The organism is Lapillicoccus sp. (assembly GCF_025353065.1).
GTDB lineage: Bacteria > Actinomycetota > Actinomycetes > Actinomycetales > Dermatophilaceae > Lapillicoccus.
On sequence record NZ_JANXRJ010000221.1, the window covers coordinates 1 to 18,671 of the forward strand.

The 18,671-nt window shown below is 68.9% G+C and carries 21 protein-coding genes and 1 pseudogene; 12 read left to right on the plus strand and 10 right to left on the minus strand.

The genetic code is table 11. From position 1 onward, the window contains the following. On the plus strand, positions 1-905 hold a 905-nt coding region (locus Q0R63_RS16600), incomplete at its 5' end, for an SbcC/MukB-like Walker B domain-containing protein (RefSeq protein ID WP_295699673.1). A gap of 3 nt (positions 906-908) precedes the next feature. Continuing rightward, positions 909-2,063, plus strand: a complete 1,155-nt coding sequence (locus Q0R63_RS16605) for a TIGR02679 domain-containing protein (RefSeq protein WP_295699676.1) — start codon at positions 909-911, stop codon at positions 2,061-2,063. Positions 2,064-2,516: 453 nt separating this feature from the next. Here the strand turns inward: Q0R63_RS16605 and Q0R63_RS16610 are convergent, their stop codons facing one another. Beyond that, positions 2,517-2,807: a hypothetical protein gene (locus Q0R63_RS16610; protein ID WP_295699683.1), complete on the minus strand. Its 291-nt coding sequence runs from the start codon at positions 2,805-2,807 to the stop codon at positions 2,517-2,519. A 171-nt stretch (positions 2,808-2,978) separates the two neighbouring features. On the opposite strand from Q0R63_RS16610, the gene Q0R63_RS16615 reads away from it, so the two are divergent. The 6 genes from Q0R63_RS16615 (at position 2,979) to Q0R63_RS16640 (ending at position 8,672) form a co-directional block, all read left to right on the plus strand. Beyond that, positions 2,979-4,238: an ABC transporter substrate-binding protein gene (locus tag Q0R63_RS16615; protein WP_295699688.1), complete on the plus strand. Its 1,260-nt coding sequence runs from the start codon at positions 2,979-2,981 to the stop codon at positions 4,236-4,238. A 95-nt stretch (positions 4,239-4,333) separates the two neighbouring features. Beyond that, positions 4,334-4,888 (plus strand): sugar ABC transporter permease, encoded by a 555-nt coding sequence (locus tag Q0R63_RS16620; protein ID WP_295699691.1) that lies wholly within the window; start codon positions 4,334-4,336, stop codon positions 4,886-4,888. Beyond that, on the plus strand, positions 4,879-5,286 hold the full coding sequence (locus Q0R63_RS16625) for a sugar ABC transporter permease (RefSeq protein ID WP_295699695.1): 408 nt from the start codon (positions 4,879-4,881) through the stop codon (positions 5,284-5,286). Before Q0R63_RS16620 ends, Q0R63_RS16625 begins: the two co-directional genes overlap by 10 nt. Continuing rightward, positions 5,283-6,221 carry a carbohydrate ABC transporter permease gene (locus Q0R63_RS16630; RefSeq protein ID WP_295699698.1) on the plus strand — a complete coding sequence of 313 codons (939 nt, stop codon included), beginning with the start codon at positions 5,283-5,285 and terminating at the stop codon, positions 6,219-6,221. Before Q0R63_RS16625 ends, Q0R63_RS16630 begins: the two co-directional genes overlap by 4 nt. A gap of 8 nt (positions 6,222-6,229) precedes the next feature. Then, positions 6,230-7,579, plus strand: coding sequence for a family 1 glycosylhydrolase (locus tag Q0R63_RS16635; protein WP_295699700.1), 1,350 nt, complete (start codon positions 6,230-6,232; stop codon positions 7,577-7,579). A 34-nt stretch (positions 7,580-7,613) separates the two neighbouring features. Beyond that, on the plus strand, positions 7,614-8,672 hold the full coding sequence (locus Q0R63_RS16640; protein WP_295699703.1) for a LacI family DNA-binding transcriptional regulator: 1,059 nt from the start codon (positions 7,614-7,616) through the stop codon (positions 8,670-8,672). Positions 8,673-8,876: 204 nt separating this feature from the next. Here Q0R63_RS16640 and Q0R63_RS16645 read toward each other — a convergent pair. The 5 genes and pseudogenes from Q0R63_RS16645 to Q0R63_RS16665 form a co-directional block, all read right to left on the minus strand. After that, positions 8,877-9,066: pseudogene (locus Q0R63_RS16645) on the minus strand (IS630 family transposase); the annotation flags it as partial. Then, positions 9,062-9,340 (minus strand): hypothetical protein, encoded by a 279-nt coding sequence (locus Q0R63_RS16650; protein WP_295699705.1) that lies wholly within the window; start codon positions 9,338-9,340, stop codon positions 9,062-9,064. The gene Q0R63_RS16650 and the pseudogene Q0R63_RS16645, both read right to left, overlap by 5 nt. 66 nt (positions 9,341-9,406) lie before the next feature. Beyond that, on the minus strand, positions 9,407-10,243 hold the full coding sequence (locus Q0R63_RS16655; RefSeq protein ID WP_295699706.1) for a sulfite exporter TauE/SafE family protein: 837 nt from the start codon (positions 10,241-10,243) through the stop codon (positions 9,407-9,409). 55 nt (positions 10,244-10,298) lie between these two features. After that, positions 10,299-10,472: a hypothetical protein gene (locus Q0R63_RS16660; protein ID WP_295699709.1), complete on the minus strand. Its 174-nt coding sequence runs from the start codon at positions 10,470-10,472 to the stop codon at positions 10,299-10,301. Positions 10,473-10,526: 54 nt separating this feature from the next. Next, positions 10,527-11,909 (minus strand): MBL fold metallo-hydrolase, encoded by a 1,383-nt coding sequence (locus Q0R63_RS16665; RefSeq protein WP_295699713.1) that lies wholly within the window; start codon positions 11,907-11,909, stop codon positions 10,527-10,529. Positions 11,910-12,130: 221 nt separating this feature from the next. On the opposite strand from Q0R63_RS16665, the gene trxA reads away from it, so the two are divergent. The 3 genes from trxA (at position 12,131) to Q0R63_RS16680 (ending at position 13,268) form a co-directional block, all read left to right on the plus strand. Further along, on the plus strand, positions 12,131-12,508 hold the full coding sequence (trxA, locus tag Q0R63_RS16670; RefSeq protein WP_295699715.1) for a thioredoxin: 378 nt from the start codon (positions 12,131-12,133) through the stop codon (positions 12,506-12,508). Positions 12,509-12,577: 69 nt separating this feature from the next. Continuing rightward, complete coding sequence (locus Q0R63_RS16675) at positions 12,578-12,991, plus strand: DUF302 domain-containing protein (RefSeq protein WP_295699717.1); 414 nt, start codon at positions 12,578-12,580, stop codon at positions 12,989-12,991. Between the two features lie 10 nt (positions 12,992-13,001). After that, positions 13,002-13,268 carry a metal-sensitive transcriptional regulator gene (locus Q0R63_RS16680; RefSeq protein WP_295699720.1) on the plus strand — a complete coding sequence of 89 codons (267 nt, stop codon included), beginning with the start codon at positions 13,002-13,004 and terminating at the stop codon, positions 13,266-13,268. Positions 13,269-13,561: 293 nt separating this feature from the next. Here the strand turns inward: Q0R63_RS16680 and Q0R63_RS16685 are convergent, their stop codons facing one another. From Q0R63_RS16685 to Q0R63_RS16700, 4 genes are read right to left on the minus strand one after another with little or no spacing between them, the layout of a single operon-like run. Further along, positions 13,562-15,433: an aminotransferase class V-fold PLP-dependent enzyme gene (locus tag Q0R63_RS16685; protein ID WP_295699723.1), complete on the minus strand. Its 1,872-nt coding sequence runs from the start codon at positions 15,431-15,433 to the stop codon at positions 13,562-13,564. Positions 15,434-15,467: 34 nt separating this feature from the next. Further along, entirely contained in the window at positions 15,468-15,986 is a 519-nt protein-coding gene (locus Q0R63_RS16690) for a DsrE/DsrF/DrsH-like family protein (RefSeq protein ID WP_295699725.1), read from the minus strand. A gap of 33 nt (positions 15,987-16,019) precedes the next feature. Beyond that, positions 16,020-16,343 (minus strand): TusE/DsrC/DsvC family sulfur relay protein, encoded by a 324-nt coding sequence (locus Q0R63_RS16695; protein WP_295699728.1) that lies wholly within the window; start codon positions 16,341-16,343, stop codon positions 16,020-16,022. Further along, positions 16,340-17,599 carry an FAD/NAD(P)-binding oxidoreductase gene (locus tag Q0R63_RS16700; RefSeq protein ID WP_295699731.1) on the minus strand — a complete coding sequence of 420 codons (1,260 nt, stop codon included), beginning with the start codon at positions 17,597-17,599 and terminating at the stop codon, positions 16,340-16,342. The genes Q0R63_RS16695 and Q0R63_RS16700 overlap by 4 nt, the downstream gene beginning before the upstream one ends. Before the next feature lie 371 nt (positions 17,600-17,970). Between Q0R63_RS16700 and Q0R63_RS16705 the strand changes: the two genes are divergently transcribed. Then, positions 17,971-18,671: sulfite exporter TauE/SafE family protein (locus tag Q0R63_RS16705; protein WP_295699734.1), on the plus strand; the 701-nt coding region annotated here is incomplete at its 3' end.

Genomic DNA, 18,671 nt, shown 5'->3' on the forward strand with positions numbered 1-18,671 from the left:
CGACCGGCACGGCATACGCACCCCGTCAGGCCCTCGTCCGACTGCAGGCCATCCATGATCAGCTCGACGCGGCATACAACGAGTCCTTGCAGGGCACCCTCACCGAGCTACTCGGCTCGGCCTTCATCGAGCACCTCCGCGACCGGCTCACCGAGCTGCGCCGGTTAACGAGCCGAATCAACGACGTGCTCGCGCGGCATCCGACGGGGACGACCCGGACCCGGCTCCGGATCCACCTCGCGCCCGCGGCGGGTGCGACGGAGGCGGTCCTGTCCGCGATCGAGCAGGGTGACGCGATCCTCGACGTCGCGGTCGCCGGCCGGGTGCGCGATTTCCTCCGAAGCCGGATCGAGGAGGCGCGGGCTTTGTCCGAGAGCGGCGCCGGCGGGTGGCAGCCACTCCTGGCCGACGCGCTCGACTACCGGCGATGGTTCGCGGTGACCCTCCAGAAGAAGACCGGCGACGGAGGGCACTGGACGCCGTTGACGTCGCAGAACTACGCGCACCTGTCCGGCGGCGCGCGCGTGGTCATGCTCATGCTGCCTTTTGTCGCGACGCTTACGGCGCTCTACGAGTCGATGCCGGCCGCGCCGCGACCGTTCTGGCTCGATGAAGCGTTCGACGGCTTGGACACCACGAACCGGGCCACCGTGCTCGGCCTGCTCGGCGAGTTCGACCTCGACGTGCTCGTCGTCGGCCCGGGTCGGCTGCTCAACTCCCCGTCCGTGCCCGTCGCGGCGATCTACCAGGTCGTCCGGGCCGAGGACCCGCATCCTGGTGCCGACCTCGCGGTCGAGCTCTGGGCCGCCGGTGAACTGACTCCCATCGAACTGTCCGCGTCGGGTCTTGCGGTGCTTTCCGGGACGACAACCGAGCCGAGCCTGTTCACGGACCTCGAGCCCTGACCGATGATCGACGACGGCACCCGCGCGTGGGCGCAGCGTCCGGGCGCCCAGAGGGTTCTCGGTGAGGCGAGGCGGCGGGCCGAACGCGGTCAACTCCGCGCGACGGGCTCTCTCGTTGTCGCACTCAACGACGACGAACGACGGGACGTGGGTCTCCTACTCGGCTCGGAGTGGCAGATCAGCGCACGCCGCGTCTCGATCGAGAATCTTCGGAAGCGGCTCACCACCCGAGGCGTCCACCTCGAGGACCTGCTCGTCGCCCTCGGGGGCCCGATCGATGACCGGGTCGTTGCACGGGCTGCTGCCGTCGAATCGCGTCGCCTGGAGGAGGCTGCGGCCGCGTCCGTCCTCGGTGCGGCCATCGACCGGCTGTGCGGGCCGGAGAGCGGTCTGCTCGAGAGGGTGGTCGCCGACATCCTTCCGTCGAGTGGAACGGGTCGGCGACTCTCGCGGGCGGGGGCGCTCGCCCAGCTACTCGACGGACTCGACCATCGCAACGGACCCAATGGGGTGTCGTTGGCCGTCCTCGCAGCGGAGACCTTCGGCGACGCGCACGCTCTCGACCAGTCGACACCGCTCGGTCGGGCTGCCGCTCGCTTGGTCGGTGCGCTCGGTGCGGGGCGTGCTGGGGCTACCTCGTCCGACCTCGGGTCGCCAGACGTCGGGACCAGTGAGGGATGGCGCTTGGCGTGGTGGTCAGTAGGGGTCGTCTGTGACCGTGTGTCGTCGACCGTCCTGGTGCTCAACCTCCCTCTCGTGGGGAGCCCCGCACTCATGACCCTTTCCGGGGTCATGGGCGAGCCCGTCTGGCTCACGGCGCGGATACTCGCCGGCGGCGTCGAGGCCGCGGCGGCGCTCGGACCGGTGTTCGTGTGCGAGAACCCATCAGTCGTCGAGACTGCAGCCGACCGGATGGGTGCTGGCTCTCGCCCACTCCTCTGTACGTTCGGCCGGCCGTCGCTGGCGGCCATCACCGTGCTCAGGGCTTTGCATGCAGCCGGTGTCGAGGTTCGTGTGAGCGCCGACGACGATCGCGGCGGCGAACTCGTACGCGCCGCTGTGCTGACCGCGTGCCCGAATGCCCTTGACTGGATCGCCGCGGGCGGCGGCACCTTCGAGGAAGAGCGGATCGAGGGGATGCTCGCGGACCTCGGGTGACGGGGTCAGCTGCTTCGCCTGATGCGGCGAGCAAGATCCTGATGAGGTGGTGGTCGAAGTTGCGGAAGCCGTAGGCCAGGCGGCGGCTCACTCTGATGATGAGTTGATTAATATCTGGAGCCCGCGGAACAATCTGTGCCCCGACCTGCGCACTTACGTCGGAGACAGGTCATCGACGCAGCTCGAGGACACGGCCCTACGGGCGGGAGGCGCTGAGGAACAACGGAGTTCGTCAGCAGTCCCGTCAGAGACACGCTCCAGATAACGTGTCGCTGACGCACCGGATCGGTCGCTTCCAATCTGGAACGCCCCGACACCCTCATGCTGGGACCGCCACGCCCGACCCGGTCATACCGGGCCCCGCACGCTTGAATCCGAAGAGCCGCTCAACGTCGCCTCGACGCGATGGCGGCTCTTCGGAGTTGCCTTTGCCGAACCGGTTGGTCAACTGCTTTAAGACTTGCGGCGCACCCCGGGGTGCTCCGGTCCCATGTCGCCGGGCACGGCCTCCTCCAGGTCCTCGGCACTGATCTCGACCCCGGCGGTGGGGTTGCCGGCGCCCGTGCCACCCCGCTCGGGCAGCTCGCCCGGCTGGAGAGCCTCGGACGGCGGCGGCCCGCCGTCGGAGGCCCGGGCGATCGGGTTGCTCTGGTTGTGCTCGAAGGCCTTCGCGTCCTGGCCCGCCGCGGCGTCGATGCCGTCGTGGGGCTCGGGGGGCATGTTCTCGTTGCTGACATCGGTCATGGCCAGTGCCTACCCCGGATCCGGACCCTCCACACCCACCGGCCGTCCCACCCCGGTGACCGAGCCGCCGGGGCGGATCCTTGCCGAACGCTTGACACCCGGCACAACTCCGGTCACGATAGCTGCCAGTAGGTACAACGTTGTACTTGCACCGTGGAGAGGTGTTGGACCATGAAGCGAACGGTCGCAGCGATTGCGCTGCTGAGTGCCACCGCAGCACTGCTGTCGGGGTGTTCGTCGTCGGCAGATGCGGGGGCTGCGAGCGGCCCGGTGACGCTGGCGTTCTGGCACGGCTACACCGCCGATGACGGCAAGGTGCTGAACAAGATCATCGACGAGTTCAACACCTCGCAGAGCGGGGTGAAGGTGCAGTACACCGTGAAGACGTGGGCGGTGATCCAGAACTCCCTGCTCCCGGCGCTCGCCGCGAAGCAGGGCCCGCAGATCGTCGCACTCCCCGCCGAGCAGCTGCCGGTCTACGCGGGCAAGGGCGCGATGGCCGACCTGTCCGACTACTACACCTCCAGCGCCAATGCCGCGAAGATCAACCCCCAGGCGATCCAGATGGAGGTGGTGAACGGCAAGAAGTACGGAGTGCCGACCGGGTTCGTCCCGCTGTCGGTGATCTACAACAAGAAGATGTTCACCGCGGCCGGCATCACCAGCTTCCCCGCCACCTGGGACGCGTGGGTGGCCGACGCGAAGAAGCTGACGGTCGACTCCAACGGCGACGGCACCCCCGAGCAGTACGGGATCGCGCTGCCGGACCACCAGACGGTGGCGAACGGCGTGTGGGCGAGCCTGTTCGCCGGGAACGGTGGATCGATCGCCGACGGGTCGACCGCGACGCTCGACTCTCCCCAGAACCGGCAGACCCTGGCCTTCTGGAGCGCTGCGGTCCAGAAGGACCACATCTCGCCCACCGGCCTGGACGGCATCAAGTCCGACGGCCTGTTCAGCTCGGGCAAGGCCGCGATGGAGATCGGTGGACCGTGGATGGCGGGTGTCGCCACCGACAACAAGATCGACTACGGGTTGGCGCCGATCCCGGCGGGGCCGGTGACGAGCGCCGCGTCAGCGATCGGGGTCTCGATGGGCGTGACGGCGACGGCGAGCCCCGCCGAGAAGGCGGCGGCGGAGAAGTTCTTCGACTACTTCTACAGCTCCAAGGTGGCCACCCAGTGGTCCCTGGGTTCCGGGTGGCCTCCGCTGCGCACCGACGTGCCGGCCTCAGCGGTGGCGGGCAACCCCGTCGTGGCCGCGTTGACCGCGATGGCGTCCTCGGCCCGCCCCTTGTTGCCCGCTGTCGTCAACAGCGTCGACGTGCTCGCCGCGGTGGACGAGGCGACCCAGCACGCCCTCGCAGGACAGGACCCGGCAACGGCACTGGCCGCTGCACAGCCCAAGGTGCACGCGGCGCTCAACTCCTGACCGGGAGGGGTGGGGTCAGCTCAGCGGCAGCGCGGCCCCCCCACAGCCCGCCGCACCCGGCCTTGTCCCCGCCCCCTGACACCGAAGGAGACGCGATGGCGTCCCAGGTCGACCGCCACGTGCGCGCCTACCGACCGCCCCGGCAGCTGGGTGGCCGTGGCCCGCTGTCCCAGCCGCAGCGCCAGAAGCTGGCGGCAGCATGCTTCCTGGCTCCTGCCCTGGGCATCCTCACCGCTTTCGTGGGCTGGCCGATGGTCAAGGCGTTCCGCACCTCCCTCTTCGACTCCAGTGGTTTCGGCCCCGAGACGTGGGTGGGGCTGGACAACTACGTCCGGGTATTCACCGACGCGACGTTCCTCAAGGCCCTGGTCAACACCGCCATCTACGCGGCGCTCTTCACCCCGCTCGCGGTGCTCGTCGCCCTCGGGCTCGCGCTCGTGGTGAACGACCCACGCCTGCCGCTGCGGGGCCTGTTCCGCTCCGCGCTGTTCCTGCCGTTCATCGTGTCCATGGCGGTGGCGGCCTTTGCCTGGGACTACCTCATCGACCCGGACGTGGGCCTGCTCAACTACTGGCTGCGGGGCCTCGGCGTCCACCTGGGCAACGTGCTGCAGGACCCGACCCTGGCGATGACGCCGTCGTGCTCGTAGCGGTGTGGAAGAGCTTCGGCTTCTACATGGTCATCTTCATCGCCGGCCTGCAGGACATCCCGGCCAGCCTGTATGAGGCGGCCCACGTCGACGGCGCCGGCCCCATGAGGCGGTTCCGGCACGTCACCCTGCCGATGCTCAACAACACGACGACCTTCGTCGTGATCTTCGCGCTCATCGCCGCGCTGCAGGCGTTCGACCAGATCTACGTCATGACCCAGGGCGGCCCCTTCCATGCCACCGACACCGTGGTCACCCAGATCTACCAGACCGGTTTCCAGAAGCTCGACCTCGGCGTCGCGTCAGCGCTCTCCTATGTCCTGCTGGCCGCAACCCTGCTGCTGAGCCTGGTCCAGTTTGCACTGGCCTCACGCCGTGAGAAGGACCTCAGCGCATGAGCACCACTCAGACTCCTCGGCCCGTGGCGGCCGAGGCACCCGGCGGTCAGCGCGCGGGCACCCCCCGGCATACCGGAGCCGACGCGCACCTGCTTCGCTCGGACCAGGGACGAGGACGCGCCACCGCGGGGAGGTGGGTGTTTCTGGCCGTCGTCGCGGCCGGCACGCTCGTCCTGCTGCTGCCGTTCCTCATCATCGTCTTCACCGCGTTCAAGCCGGTCACCGAGGTGAACGCCTACCCGCCGACCCTGGTCCCGCACTCGTGGACGCTCGATAACTTCACGGTGATCTTCTCCCAGCTGCCCTTCGCCCGGCTCATCGTCAACAGCGTCGTCTTCGCCGGCGGGGTCACCGTGTGCGCCCTGGTGTTCGACTCCCTCGCCGCCTACGCCCTCGCGCGGATCGACTTCACCGGTGCCCGCACCTTGCTGGTGCTCATCGTCGCGAGCCTGATGATCCCGTTCCAGGCGACACTCGTGCCGATCTACCAGCTGGTCAGCGACCTCGGCTGGGTGAACACGTATGCCGCGCTCATCGTGCCGCGCGCCGCGGACGCGTTCGGCATCTTCTTCCTGCGCCAGTTCTTCCTTGCGCTGCCACGGGACCTGGACAACGCGGCGCGCCTCGACGGAGCGTCGGAGTGGCGGATCTACCGCAGCATCGTGCTGCCGAACGCCGTCCCGGCCCTGCTCACCCTCGGGGTCTTCACCTTCGTCAACAACTGGAACGACCTGCTCTGGCCGCTCGTCTTCAGCACCGGCGCCGACATGGGCACGATCACCTCCGGCCTGACGCTGCTCACCGGGCCGAGCGGCATCGTGCCCTACGGGGTGATGATGGCCGGCTCCCTCATCGCCCTCGCACCACTGGCGGTGCTGTTCCTCATGGTCCAGCGACGATTCGTGGCCAGCGTCGGCACCACGGGCCTCAAATGACGGGCGCGGTGACGGGTCGAGCGGGCGAGAGGACCGGCAACGAGAGGCGCTGGCACGAGGACGGGCGGCTGCACTTCGCGCTCGGCATCGAGGACACCTTCGTCCCCCAGGAGTCTGCCGGTGAACGGGCTCTGGACGAGTACGACCTCACCGAGCACTACACGAACTACCACCACGACCTCGCGCTGGCTCAGGACGCCGGCGCGGACCTGCTGCGCTGGGGCGTCCCGTGGCACCGGGTCAACCCCGCCCGGGACGCCTGGGACTGGGCGTGGACGGACGCGGTCATGGCCCGCTTCGCCGAGCTCGGCCTGGAGCCGATCGTGGACCTGCTGCATTACGGCACGCCGCTGTGGCTGGACGGGCAGTTCACCAACCCCGACTTCCCCCGGCACTTCGCCGAGTATGCCGCCCGCGTCGCCGACCGTTACGGCGACGTCGCCACCAGCTACACCCCGGTCAACGAGCCGATGATCCACGCGCAGTTCAGCGGCGAGTACGGCTACTGGCCGCCGTACCTGCGCGGCCGACGCGGGCTGCTGCGCCTGGCAATGGCTCTGGCCCAGGCCTCCGCGCAGGCGCAGCGACAGATCAGCAGCGTCCTGGGCCCCGAGGCGGTCTTCGTGCACGTCGACGCCGGGTTCCGCTACAGCGGGGCCACCCGTGCGCCCGAGCACGTCACGCAGGTCCGGGCGATGCTGGACCAGCGGTACCTGGTCGAGGACCTCCTCACCGGACGGGTCACCGCCGACCACCCCCTGCACGCGGATCTGGTGGCGGCCGGAGCCGATCGCGGCGACCTGGACTATCTCGTGGAGGACCCGACTCCGCCGACGGTGATGGGCGTCAACTACTACCCGCGTCACTCCACCGAGGTCTTCGAGGCCGGCGTCCACCACGGCGGCGGATTCGCCGACCCGCGCCCCACGCGCGACGACGGCGTGCGGGGGTTACGGGAGGTCCTCACCGCCTACGAGGACCGGTACGACGTGCCCGTGATGCTCACCGAAACCTGCGTCACCGCCTCCGTCGCCGACCGCATCCGGTGGCTGCGGGAATCCGTCGCCGAGGTCCACACGATGCGCGAGCAGGGACACCGCGTCCTGGGCTACACGTGGTGGCCGTTGTTCGACATGTACGAGTGGACGTACCGGCACAGCACGCGGCCGCGTCAGGAGCACCTTCTCGCCATGGGCCTCTACGACCTGGTCGAGTCCGACGCCGGGCTGGCGCGCGTCCGCAATCCTGTGGCCGACGTCTTCCGGGAGCTGTCCCAACGGGCTGGAAGCCTGGCCACCACAGGCGAACTGCGTGGTCAGGCCCGTCGCACTGTTGCCCTGGGTATGCCGCTAAGTTGAGCGGGGCCAGGACCTGGGACGGACAGGAGCAGACGTGTCGGTGACGCTGCACGACGTCGCGCTGGCCGCGGGTGTCTCCATCAAGACGGTCTCCAACGTCGTCCGCGGACAGGGCAGCTTCAGCCCCGAGACCCGCTCCCGGGTGGAGGCAGCCATCGAGGCGCTGGGCTATCGGCCCAACCTCGCCGCACGCGGCCTGCGCTCCGGACGACTCGGCGTCATCGGCCTCGTCGTCCCCGACATCCGCAACCCCTACTTCGCCGAGCTCGCCGACGCCGTCATGCGTGCGGCCGCAGCACAGGACCTCCTCGTCGTCCTCGAGCAGTCGGGAGGCGACCCCGAGGTCGAGCTCGAGCTCTTGCGCGGACGGCGCACGCAGATGGTCGACGGCATCCTGTTCAGCGTCCTCGGTCTCGCCCCGGGCAACCCCGGCCTCGATGCCTCGATCACCACCCCCGTCGTCATCCTCGGCGAACCGATCCCCGACTGGCCCACCGACTACGTCACCATGCGCAACGCCGACGGTGCCCGTGCAGCGACACGACATCTCATCGAGTGCGGGCGCACCCGCGTCGGCGCGATCGGCGCCCTGCACGGCCAGCGGACCGGGACAGCCGCGCTGCGCCTGGCCGGCTACCAGCAGGCCCTGGCCGACGCCGGCCTGCCCTACGAGAAGTCTCTCGTGCGCGACGTCGGCGTCTGGAGCCGCTCCGCCGGCGCGGCAGGGACGCGGCAGCTCCTCGCGGACCACGACGAGATCGACGGCATCGTCGCCTTCAACGACGCCATGGCCCTCGGAGCGATGCGCGTCCTGGAGGAGACCGGACGCCGCGTGCCGCAGGACGTCGCGGTCATCGGGTTCGACGACATCGACGAGACCCGCTACAGCTCACCCACCCTGTCGACCATCAAGCCGGGTCTGGAGGACATCGCCACCACCTCCCTCGACTACTTGATGAGCCGAATCGGCGCAAAGACGAGCCCAGCGCCGCGCACCCACCTGGCCCCGTTCGACCTCCTGGTCCGTGAGAGTTCGGGGGCGGCCGTCACGACGATGTCGCGCAGCCGCAGCCAGTCGTCCTCACGGCAGTAGACGGGCTCGGGAGGTGCTCACGGGCGAGGTCCACCAAGCCCGCTACCCGACAACCCTCGAGGCCGAAACCGGCCACCTTCAAGCCACCGCCCGCGGCGTCCGGCCGGGCGTTGCCCAACAAACACGTCCTCGGACGAGCCGGCGAACCACTTCGTCCTCGTTGGTGTGCTGCTGGAAGCAGCGGTCGGTGACCAGCACGGTCGCGATCTTGAGCGCTGCGAACAGCGTGGTCGTGCCGTTGCGTTTGTAGTCGTGGGTTTGCTTCTCGGGGATCCCTGGCCGCAGCGGCAGGATCGGCGCCGTTCGGTCCAAGGCCGTGGATTTGGGTCTTCTCGTCGATGCAGACGACGACGGCCTGGGCGGGCGCGGCGAGGTAGAGCCCGACGACGTCACGCGCGTTCGCTGGGTTCTTCGACGTCTTCACCGTCATCTACCCCCAGCTGCAGAACATCGACTTCCGAACGGACGCGACCCATGTCGCCGTCCCGGTCTACCTGATGGAAGGACGCCACGAAGCCCCCGGACGCCTCGGCCCAGCCACCGCGTGGTTCAACCTCCTCGACGCCCCCGCCAAGCACCTCATCACCTTCGACACCTCCGGCCACCGACCCCTGTTTGAACAACCCGAGCTTTTCCACCAGGTCATGATCGACACCGTCCTCGCCCACACCTGACCTCGGCGACACCGCATCGGGCTCGTGGCTTCCCTCAACGCGAACAGCCGACGGCGAGGATCACAGCAGAGCGGGGATGCTGCGGGCCGCCGTGTAGGCCGCGACCGCGACAAGCAGGAGCGCGAAGGCGCGGGTGAGGTGACGGGGGTGGGCCCGGCCGGCGATCTGGCCGCCGAGGAGACTCCCGATGACGGCGGCGCCCGTGAACGTGGTGATGAGGGGCCGGTCGAGGTGGGTGCTACCGGAGCTGACTCGGGCGGTCAGGGCCGTGGCGCTGTTGACGGCGATCACGAGCAGAGACGTTCCGACCGCTACGGGCATCGGGAAGCTGAGGGCCAGGACGAGGGCCGGGACGAGGACGAATCCGCCTCCGACACCGAAGAATCCGGTCATCAGCCCGACCGCGGTGGCCGTGGCGACGACCTTGGCCACCCGGGGGCAGATGCAGGTGAACGGCCGCAGGGTGAACATGGGAGCGCCGGTCGGGGTCAACGCACCGGTGGGGTCACTCGTGTTCGTCGTCTGGTCACTGCTCTTGGACCCTCGGGAGCGGCGCAGCATCAAGGTGGCGACGACGAGCATCAGTGCGGCGAAGGCGGTGAGCAGGACCTGCGGTGGGACGCGGGACGACAGGGCCGACCCGGCGAACGAGCCGGCGGTGCCGAGTGCACCGAAGACCAGCCCCTGACCGAGGCGGACCCGGCCGGCGCGGGCGTGCGGGACCACCGCGATGAGTGCGGTGAGTCCGACGATGAGCAACGAGCTGGTGGTGGCGGTGCGGGGGCTCTGGCCGAGGGCGTAGACGAGGGCGGGCACGGTGAGGATGGAGCCGCCGCCGCCGAGCGCGCCCAGGGACAGCCCGATCAAGGCCCCAAGCAGGATGGCGAGGAGGGACATGGTGATCGGGGCCTGTCGTCGGGGGTTGGTGGGGCTCAGGCCGGCTCAGACGGGCTCAGCCGCGCTGGAAGAGACGACTCAGGAAGGACCCGCCGGAGGAGTTGGGGTCCTGGGGGTGGCCGGGGCATCGGTCGGCGCGCGGGACGCCGGCCATGACCTGGTCGACGTGCTGGCCGCAGCCGGCCCAGGTGGTCTTGCGGCAGGTCTTGCAGGTCGCGGGACGGCACATGGTGGTTCTCCTTCTCGGGGTGGGTATTCGTGCTGGTCGTGCTGGTGGTGTCGGTCAGGACGTTGAGGCAATGGGCAGGCCGCAGGCGGCAGCGTGCTCGGCGAAGCTGTCGTCGACGGCGACGACGGGGACACCGCGCGAGGCGAGGATGGAGGCCGCGATCGAGGCCCGGTAGCCGCCGGCGCAGTGGACCCAGACCTCACCGGTCGGGGCCTCGTCGAGGCGGCCCAGCAGCTCGTGCAGCGCGATGTTCACCGCCCCGTCGATGTGTCCGTCGTCGTACTCAGAGACACGACGGACGTCGAGGACAGCGACGGACCGGTGGTGGCGCACCTGGGCGAGGTCGGCGAACTCGGCGCGCACAAAACTGTCGAGCTCGGTGTCGGTCCAGTCCGGTGGAGTCCCGGTGGCGGCACCCTCGAGGCGGTCGATGCCGATCCGGACCAGCTCGCGCTGGGCCTGCGCGACCTGCTCCGGTGACGCGCCGAGCAGGGTCAACGGGGTGCCCCACGGGATCAGCCAGCCGAGGTAGGTCGCGAACTGTCCGTCGAGGCCGAAGTTCAGGGTGCCGGTGACGTGCCCCGCGGCATACGCGGTGCGGGTTCGGAGGTCGACGACCCACTCCCCGGCCCGGATCCTGGCCGCGAGCGTGTCCTTGTCGGCGCTCTGTGAAGGGCAGAGGTCGGCAGCGGCCGGGCCGGACGCGTTGGCGGGGGCCATGTGGGCGTAGTAGGCCGGGTAGGCGTCGAGGCCGGCGAGGGTGTCGGCCACCCATCGCTCCTCGCCTTGGGTCAGGGCGGGGTTGCGCTTCTTCTCGGTCCCGATCGTGGAGGCGGTGGTCTCGCCGGTCGACCCTGCGGAGCAGAACGAGCCGAACCCGTGGGTCGGGAGGACCTGGGTGCTCTCGGGGAGCAGGTCGGCGAGGCGATGAGCGGAGGCGAACTGGTGATGGACCAGGTCGTGGGTGTGGTTCTGTCCGAGCAGGTCGGGTCGGCCCGTGGCGCCGAAGAGCAAGGAACCCCCGGTGAAGACGCCCACCACCTGGCCGACGCCCTCGAGGACGTAGGACAGGTGGGTGAAGGTGTGGCCAGGGGTCGCCATCACGCGCAGCCGCATTTCGGGGGAGACCACGATGACGTCGCCGTCGCGAACGGGCGTCCTGTCGAACGACACGTCGTCCTCGGCGTTGACGAGGTAGGCCGCGCCGGTCGCCTCGGCCAACGCCAGACCGCCGGTGACGTAGTCGTTGTGGATATGGGTCTCGAGCACGTGGGTGATCCTCACCCCGGCAGCCCCAGCCAGGCTCAGGACGCGGTCGATGTCGCGCTGCGGGTCGATGACCACCGCCACCCGGCCATCATGGGCGAGGTAGGAGCGGTCGCCCAGGGAGGGAGTGTCGATGGTGATGATGATCGGCAGGGTGATCGTCTTGGACATCCGGCAAGCTCTCCCAGGTGTTCGGCGGATACCCAATGGGGTATGTGGCTGAGGAAACCCTAGTACCCTGGGGGGCATACCTGTCAAGCGGATCCTGATGGCTGTGACGTACCCCACGGGGTATGTTGACGGGGAGGGGAATGGACGACCTACTCCTGACCTTGATACCCCAGTAGGTATACGTTTCCCAAGAGCTCGAGCCCCGCACAGAAGGAGCAGCAGTGAGTACCCAGGCCCTGACCGCCGCATCGATCGAACCCGTCATCAACCGAGACGGGATCGTCCTCATCGACTTCTGGGCCTCGTGGTGCGGCCCCTGCCGGATGTTCGCGCCGATCTACGAGGCGGCGTCCCAGCACCACACGGACATCGTCTTCGGCAAGGTCGACACCGAGGCTGAGCAGGCCCTGGCGGGCAGCGCCGGCATCACGTCCATCCCCACCCTGATGGCCTTCCGCGACGGCATCCTGGTCTTCAGCCAGCCGGGGGCTCTTCCAGCCGCCGCCCTCGAGCAGGTCGTCGCCGACGTCCGCGCCCTCGACATGGACGCCGTCAGGGCTCGTGTCACCGAGGCCGAGCAGTCGCCGGCCACCGCCTGACGCGGCAGCCGACGAACCACCCCGCACCCCGTCGTCCCCACCCGCACGAATGAAGACAGAGGAGTATCCATGACCGACGCGCCCGCCGCCCCGACCTACGCGCTCACCACCACCATCGAGCAGCCCTTCGACCAGACCCTGACGGCAACCCGAGCGGCACTGGCCGAGCAGGGTTTCGGGGTTCTCACCGAGATCGACCTCGCCGCCACCCTGAAGGCCAAGCTCGACGCCGACATCGCCCCGCAGGTCATCCTCGGCGCCTGCCGCCCACCCCTGGCGTATGCCGCGGTCCAGGCCGAGCCGTCCATCGGCCTCCTGCTGCCCTGCAACGTCGTGGTCCGCGCCCTCGACGACACGCATACGAGCGTCGAGGCGATGGACCCCGCCATCATGGTGACCCTCACCGGGAACGACGCCCTGGCCGAGGTCGCCGCCGACGCCAGCACGCGCCTGACCGCAGCCCTGCACTCCCTCCGCACCTGAAGGACACCCCATGGTCACCCTCAACACCGATGACATGACCCCGGTCATCAACCGCCTCCGCCGCGCCCAGGGCCAGCTCGGCGGAGTCATCCGCCTCATCGAGGAGGGCCGCGACTGCAAGGACGTGGTCACGCAGCTCGCCGCCGTCAACCGCGCCCTCGACCGCGCCGGCTTCGCGATCGTCTCCTCCGGGATGCGCCAGTGCCTCACCTCGCCCGACGGCATCAACGCCGAGGACCAGGCCACGATGGAGAAGCTCTTCCTCACCCTCGCCTGACGTCGTCAGTCTTCAGTTCGGTCATCCGCGTGACCGTGAGTGCCGCAACGTCATCGTTGTGGCGCATCGCGCGACTCATCCCGGCAGCGCCTGATCGCCTGGGTCGTTCGTGTGGCAGACCGTTGTCCACACCGAAACACCCCAACATCGCGGCCTCGTCGCGCCCAGCGCTCCAGGATGAGTCGTGGCCAACGCGGAACGCCAGCACACCCGGGCCCGACACGTGTTTCCTGTGCGCTGGCAGGGCACTCTGAGGGGCATCAGACTGGTGGGGCCGGTGGCTGCGCGCGGCGCTACTCGGGCGCCACCGGAGCACAAGCAGGGGGGAGCCCGGGGTCAGGCCGGGGCGGCGTCACGGTGGGTCTCGCCCTGACGTGGTGCGGGGTCAGGCAGACCGCCGGTAGGTCAAACCAGAGCAGCCCGGGTGGCAGGTCGTCCAAGCAGGGGTGTCGGTGCGTGACGGGGGCCGGGACGATGGGGGCCGAGGCGATGGGGGCCGAGGCTCTGGGTGCCAACGCCTCGACGAGCTGGTGGGCGAGGTCGAGGCAAGCCTCCAGGGTGGGTGCAGACGCCACTGCTGACGGAGGAGGATGAACCATCGTGCCCGAGGCGTCGTAGTCGATGTCGGCCAACCGGACAGGCGGATCCGCTGCCGCCAAGCGGTGGCGCCAGAGCCCGCTCGTCGGCTCGAAACGGTAGTCGCCCAGCAGCTGGTGCCCGTGGCGGGCAATGAAGTCGACGGCGGCGATGATGTGGTCAGCGACCTCGTCGGCGATGAAGTAGTTGAGATTGACGCGGACCCAGCCGGGTTTGAGACCCTCGCACCCGGAGGCGGCCGATTGTTGGTAGACCTGGGAGTGAGCAGCGTCGACCCCCAGGAGCTCGTGCCCGTAGGGGCCCGCGCACGAACACCCGCCGCGGGACTGGATACCGAACAGGTCGTTGAGAAGGGCCACGACGACGTTGTGGTGCAGCGCGAGCCCGCTGGGGGCTCGGACCTGGAAGGAGATGATGGCCAGTCGATCGGCGCCGGTGTCGCCGAGGACCTCGATGGCCGGATTGGTCTGCCACCGCTGGAGCGCCTTGGCGAGCAGCTGCTCCTCCCGACGTCGGATGGCCTCGACGCCGACAGCGTTCTTGAGCTGGAAGACGAGCCCGGCCCGGATGGCCCCGATGATGGCGGGTGTGCCGCCTTCCTCGCGGCGCTCGACGTCGCGCACATAGGCATGCTCGGTCGGGGTGACGAAGGTGACCGTCCCGCCGCCGGGTACGACCGGCACGGTGTTGGCCACGAGGTGGCGGCGCACGGCCAGGATGCCCGGGGTCTCCGGGCCGCCGATGAGCTTGTGGGGGCTGAGGAAGACTGCGTCCTTCCCGGCCTCAGGGTCCGCAGTCCCTGACGGACCGCGACGTCCGTCCATAGCGATGTCGACGTAGGGACCGGCGGCGGCGAAGTCCCAGAAGGCCAGGGCGCCGTGCTGATGCAGCAGGACAGTGACCGGGTCGGTGTCGGTCAGGATGCCGGTGACGTTGCTGGCCGCGGAGAAGGAGCCGATCAGCAGAGGGCGGCCCGAGTACCGGTGGAGCTCCTCGGCGAGGTGCGCGAGGGCGATGTGTCCGTGCACGTCGGCGCGGATCCGGACGACGTCCGCGATCGTCTCCCGCCAGGGGATCTCGTTCGAGTGGTGCTCGAACGGCCCGACGAAGACGACCGGCCGCTGATCGGCAGGAATGCGTGGGGACAGAGACCAGCGGGCGTCGAGGTCAGCAGGGATCCGCAGGTTGAGGATGCCCAAGAGCTTGTCCACGGCGGCCGTCGCCCCCGAGCCGCAGAAGATCACCGCAGTCTCGTCACCCGCGCCGATCGACTCCCTGATCAGGTCGCGCGCCTCCTCACGCAGCCGGGTGGTCTGCAGCCCGGTCCCGCTCGCCTCGGTATGCGTGTTGGCGTAGGTGGGCAACACCATCAGCCGTAGGTAGTCCTCGATGAACGACAGCGACCGACCGGAGGCGGTGTAGTCGGCGTAGATGACCCGGCGGGGGCCGTATGGTCCGTCGAGGACCTGGTCCGCGCCGATCACCGCTGCGTCGATCCGCGCCATGAGCGCCGAGCGACCTGTCGACGTCACCCCCCGTGCGGCCTCCACGATGGGCGGGTTCGTCATCGCGTCACCTCGAGTGCGGGGGGCGGGTCGGGTCTTAGATGAAGAGCAGCTGTGCGCCTTCGGTCTTGTCGATGAAGTCACTGGCGCTGATGATGGCCTCGACGTCGTCGTAGAGGTCGTCCTTGGTGAGGTGGTTCATGTCGGCCGACATCCGGCAGGCCCAGAGGTGGCCGCCGGAGGCGACGATCTGTTCGAGGAAGTCGGGGATCTCGGGGACGTCGAGCTCGGCGATGGACTTCTTCATGCGTGAGGTCGCCATCGCGGTCATCCCGGGCAGGCCGCCCAGGCCTTGGGGCATATGGGTGGCGGTGTTGCCGAGCATCGTCATCTGCAGGTCGCCCATGGTCTTCTTGTTGATCATGTCGAGGCCCCAGAAGGTGAAGAACAGGTGGGTCTCGACGCCTTCGCCGAGGGCGGCGTTGGCCAGGATCAGGCCGGGGTAGGCCATGTCCAGGGTCCCCTTGGAGCAGATGATGGCCAGGGTGCGCCCGGTCTGCACGTCGTCGAACGACGGGACGAACGGGGCAGCCTGGGGGGTGGTGGTGGTCGTCATGATGGGTCTCCTTGCTTCGGGCGGCGGATGGGATCAGACGCAGCCGTGGGGTTTGGGCAGCCCGGCGATGTAGGCCATCTTCTTGGCCGGCTTCTGCGGGAAGAGCTGGAACAGGGTCTTGGTCGGGATGGCACCCACGACGCTGACCCGGCGCAGCGTCGGGGTCTCGCCCTTGACCGCGAAGTCCTTGCGCAGGAAGCGGATGGCTTCCCAGTGCTGGTCGCTCAGGGCGATGCCGATCTGGGCCGCGAGGCTCGCGCCCAGCGGCTCGTCCCACTCGGCATAGTCGGTCATGAAACCTTCGGTGTCGACGGTGATCTGGTGGCCGTCGATGGTGGTGACAGGCATGGCACTCATTCCTCGTTCTTCGAGAGGTCGTCGGTGGATTTACCGAGCATCGACATGTGAGACGGCAGCGGCATCGGGCGACCGGGTAGGAGGACGTTCCAGTAGATCCAGCGGAACGCCAGCTTGCCGAGGTGGTTCGCGCGGGTCTCCTTCAGCAGGTCCATCGGCCCGATGACGGGCAGCGGGAACTTGCCGGGCAGCGGCTCGGTGTCGTAGTTGAAGTCGATGAGCAGTCCCTTGTGGTCCCCGGACTCGATGAAGCAGTTGGTGTGGCCGTCGAAGGAGCCGGTCATCGGTTGTCCGGCGATGTGCTGCAGGAAGTTGTCGGCGAAGATCTCGACCGAGAAGTGAGCGACGGACCCGGCCTTGGAAGCAGGGATGTCGCAGGCGTCGCCGACCGCGAAGATCGTGTCGTGGGCGGTCGAGAGCAGCGTGTGCTTGTCGACCGGGACGTAGTTCAGCTCGTCCCCGAGGCCGGACCGGGCGACGAAGTCGGCGCCCATGTTCAGCGGCACGGTCACGAGCAGGTCGAACGGGACTTCGCGCTCGTCGTAGGAGACCAGCGTCTTGGTCTCGGCGTCGATGTGCTCGAGCAGGAAGTCGGCCTCGAGGACGATCTTGCGCTCCTCGAGCATCGACCCCAGGCGTGCGGAGGCGATGGGCTTGGTGAAGGCACCCGGCAGCGGGGTGACGAAGACCAGCTCGACACGGTCACGCAGCCCGTGCTCGCGCAGCCACGCCTCGGCCAGGAAGGTGAACTCCAACGGGGCGACCGGGCACTTGATGGGCATATCGGTGATGTGCACCACCAGCCGCCCGTGGTCGAAGCCCTTCAGTGCCTCGCGCAGGGCCACCGCCCCGTCGTAGGTGTAGAAGTCGAAGATGCTGCGGCGCCACTGCTCGCCGAGCATGCCCGGCGTCTGGTCCGGACGCGGCGAGGTCCCCGAGGCGATGACCAGGTACTCATAGGTCAGGACCCGGCCGTCCATCAGCGCCACCACGTTGGTCTCGGGGTGGATGACGTCGACGTCGCCGATCATGAAGTCGACCCCGTCGGCCAAGACCGTATGCCGCGGGCGGGTGACCTGCTTCTCGGTGTAGGTACCGAAGGGCAGAAACAGATAACCGGGCTGGTAACGGTGCTCATCGTCGCGGTCGACGACGGTGATGTCCCAGTCCTGCGCGGGCAGGAGGGGCCGGAGCCGGTTCACGACCATCGTGCCGGCCGTGCCGGCACCCAGAACCACCAGACGCTTCTTCACCATGGACTCCTCTTCTTCGCCCCTCCTCGCGAGACTACGGAGCCCTCAGCGTTGAGGTCAGAGTCGAAGGTCCCTGCCTCCCGGCCTCCCACGCGACGGAACCGGTGGGGTTCCAAAAAACCACCCGCAGCTGCGGCAGACCGGCAAGACTGAGCCGACACCAACGTCCTGTGGGAGATTCTTGCCGTGTCGGCACCGGTATGAAGGCCTTGAAGATCGGCTGCGGCTCCGACATCGTCCGCCGGCACGACGCAGCCGGACGCCCAGGAGGTGCCTGCTGACGCCGACCTCGTCGTTCACAACACCCGGAAAAGCCCCGAGGAGTCCCTCAACGAGGTCCTCCACCTCCACCGCTCAAGAGGATGGATCCACGCGTGACAATCGACCCGCTTCTCACCCTCGCCTCCTTCGGGATCGGCATCGTCGTCGGTCTGACCGGCATGGGGGGCGGCGCCCTGATGACGCCGGTCCTCGTGCTGTTCTTCGGTGTGTCCCCGCTCGCGGCCGTGAGCAGCGACCTCGTCGCGGCGGCGGTGATGAAGCCGGTCGGCTCCTTCGTCCACCTGCGCCGGGGCACCGTCAACCTCCAGCTCGTCAAGTGGCTCAGCGTCGGGTCGATCCCTGCGGCCTTCGGCGGCGTGCTGATCCTCAAGGCGTTGGGGACCAGCGATCAGGTGCAGAGCACCATCAAGCTCGCCCTCGGCATCGCCCTGCTGCTCGCCGCCGCCGGGCTCATCGTCCGCGCCTACCTCCGGCTCCTCGAGCGGGCTCGCAACGCCGACGGCAGCGCCGCGCCGCTGCCCCAGGGCCGCCCCGTCGTGACGGTGAAGATCGCGCGCACCATCGCCATCGGGGCCGTCGGCGGCCTCGTCGTCGGCCTGACGTCGGTCGGGTCCGGGTCGCTGATCATCATCGCGCTGATGGCGCTCTACCCCACGCTCAAAGCAAGCGAGCTCGTCGGCACCGACCTGCTCCAGGCCGTACCCCTCGTCGCGTCAGCAGCCCTGGGTCACGTGCTCTTCGGCGACTTCCAGCTCGCCCTCACGCTCTCGCTGCTCCTGGGATCGATCCCCGG